This is a genomic window from Actinocrinis sp., from assembly GCF_035946395.1.
Classification (GTDB): domain Bacteria; phylum Actinomycetota; class Actinomycetes; order Streptomycetales; family Catenulisporaceae; genus Actinocrinis.
The window spans coordinates 1-2,816 of the sequence record NZ_DASYZI010000362.1; the positions used below are offsets into that span (position 1 = coordinate 1).

The following is a 2,816-nucleotide window of genomic DNA, read 5'->3' on the forward strand; positions in this document are numbered from 1 at the left end:
GGCGGCGCAGGCACCGCGCCACCAGGCAGCACGTCAGCGTGTCGCGGTCCGGCCGGGTGCGCTGCGCGGCTCATCTGGCTCTCTTCTCACTCACTAGGTCACAAGTCACAGGCCACTAACTCACGTAACTCACGATCACCATGTGATCATCACTTCACGGTCCAACGCACCGCAGATCACAGCCCACAGATCGCCGATGCCGATCCCACCACCCAACCCATCGATCTACCACCCAAGACACACCCCGCCCCACCCCATCCCACACCTACACACCGCTACACGCGCACATACACGCATACACAAGGACACGCACACGCACACGCAGCACATACCCTCCGCCGCACACGCTCCGCCACCTACATCCGTTCCGGCGCCGAGACCCCCAACAGCCCCAGTCCGTTCGCCACCACCGTCTGCGCCGCCTCGGCCAGCCACAGCCGGGCCCGCGTCAGCTCCGCCGGCACCGGATACCGCTCGCTCGGCAGAATCCGGCACTCGTCGTAGAACTTGTGGTACGCGGTAGCCAACTGCTCCAGATATCTCGCGATCCGGTGCACCTCCCGCAGCTCCGCCGCGGTCTCCACCACCCGTGGGAACTCACCCAGCGCGCCGAGCAGCTCCGACTCCTTCTCGTGCACGAGCAGCCCGGGGTCGAACTCCTGCGCCGGACCCCGGTCGATCCCGAGCTCCGCCGCGTTCCGCTTCACCGACGACATCCGCGCGTGCGCATACTGCACATAAAACACCGGATTATCATTCGTCTTACTAGTCAGTACATCGATATCAAGAGTGATATTAGAGTCCGTAGACTGCCGGGTCAGCGCGTACCGCGCCGCGTCCACCCCGACCCACTCCACAACATCATCAATCGTGATGATATTGCCGGCCCGTTTCGACATCCGGACCTCTTGGCCGTCCTTGAGCATCTTCACGAACTGGCCGATCTGGACCTCGATGTCCTGCTCCGGATCGTCGCCAGCACAGGCCGCGATGGTCTTGAGCCGCCCGATGTAGCCGTGGTGGTCGGCCCCGAGCAGGTAGATGAGCGGCGTGAAGCCCCGGTCCCGCTTGTTGATGTAGTAAGCAGTGTCGGACGCGAAGTAGGTCGTCTCTCCGTCCGCCTTGATCAGTACCCGGTCCTTGTCGTCGCCGAAGTCGGTGGTCCGCAGCCAGACCGCGCCGTCCCGCTCGAAGACGTGCCCCTGTTCCCGTAGCCGTTCGAGCGCCCCCTCGACCGCGCCGTCGTCGTACAGCGACTGCTCGGAGAACCAGACGTCGAAGTGCGTGCCGAAATCCTCCATGGACTGCTTGATCTGCTCAAGCATCAAGTCCAGCCCCACAGTCCGGAACGCCCGCAGTTGCTCATCCTCCGACAGCGCGAGCAACCCCGGCTGCCGCGCGACGGCCTGCGTGGCGATGTCACTCATATAAGCGCCGACGTACCCGTCCGAGGGCACCGGCCTGTCATTGGCAAGCGCCAGCAGCGACTCGGCGAACCGGTCAATCTGCACACCCGCGTCGTTGATGTAGTACTCGGTAACCACCCGGGCGCCCGACGCCCGCAGAATCCGCGCCAGCGCGTCGCCAACCGCCGCCCACCGCACGCCGCCGATGTGGATCGGCCCCGTCGGGTTCGCCGATACGAACTCCAGATTGATGTCCTGCCCGGTAAGCGCAGACCCCGTCCCATACGCGGCCCCAGCGAGCACAACCGCCCGTGCCAACTCCCCGGCAGCAGCGGCGTCCAGCGTGATGTTAAGGAACCCGGGTCCGGCGATGTCGACCTGCTTGACCCCCGGCATAGCCGCCAGCCGTGCCGCAATCACCGTCGCCACCGCCCGCGGCGGCTGCCCAGCCGCCTTCGCCAGCTGCATCGCGACGTTGGTGGCGTAGTCACCGTGGTCCCGATTCTTCGGGCGCTCCACCGTGACGGCGGAGGGCACGGAAACGGAGAGGTCGCCAGCGTCCACGGCATCCCGGAGCGCGGCGACCACAGCGGCAGACAGTTCGGCAGGGGTCACGGGTCAAGGGTAAGGGACCGCCCGATCCCGCCCCCAATCAGTTATCCGCCCCCACCCCCCGATCCCACCACTCCAAACACCCACCCAGCCCAGCCCAACCTCGTCCCCACCCCGCCCGGCCCCACCCTCACCCCACGTCCCGACACCTGCGCCACACCCCCATATCCCTCCCTACACCCACGTCCTCATCCCCCATCCCTATCTCTACGTCGCCCTAGGCCGACGAGACGGCAGCGGCTCCTCCCCCTCGTCCAGCAACTCCAACAACCTCCGCAACTCCCCCTGCTCCCGCGCCGACAACTTCGCGAACAACTGCTCCGCCGCCTCCGCCCGCATCCGCCCCACCTGCCGCAAAACCTCAGTCCCGGCCGACGTCAACACCACGATCGTGGCCCGCCGGTCCGTCGGATCAGGTTGCCGGGCAACAAAGCCAGCGGACTCCAGCGTGTCCACCATCGACGTGATGGACCGTGGCACGACCTCCAGCGCCTGAGCCAGATCAGCCATCCGCGGCCGGTCGTACCGCGAGATCACACGAAGCGCCCGCGCCTGAGCCTCAGTCAGCCCGAACCGTTCGTACGAAGGCGCGGATCGCCGCCGAATCCGGTGCGCAGTGCGCAGGTACAGCTCGGCCAGGCTAGGCGTAGCTGACACAGCCGATACAGCTGACGTGGCCGACATGGCCGAGGAGGAGTGCGGCGACGGCGAGACGTCACCGGGCTCCACCGAGTCGGACAGGGTCGTCATAGGCCAGCAGTGTATTTCGAACGACCGACGAAAACCCCAAGGTCCGAC

2 protein-coding genes are annotated in these 2,816 nt (G+C 66.3%); both read right to left on the bottom strand.

The features are described from left to right. Window positions 1-356 precede the first annotated feature (356 nt). On the bottom strand, window positions 357-2,021 hold the full coding sequence (gene argS, locus VGS97_RS22450) for an arginine--tRNA ligase (protein WP_326855601.1): 1,665 nt from the start codon (window positions 2,019-2,021) through the stop codon (window positions 357-359). A 204-nt stretch (window positions 2,022-2,225) separates the two neighbouring features. Beyond that, window positions 2,226-2,768, bottom strand: a complete 543-nt coding sequence (locus VGS97_RS22455) for a MarR family transcriptional regulator (protein WP_326855602.1) — start codon at window positions 2,766-2,768, stop codon at window positions 2,226-2,228. Window positions 2,769-2,816 lie beyond the last annotated feature (48 nt).

Excerpts from the sequence above, each read along its gene's own strand:
- VGS97_RS22455 (WP_326855602.1), bottom strand. The coding sequence starts at position 2,768 with ATGACGACCCTGTCCGACTCGGTGGAGCCCGGTGACGTCTCGCCGTCG.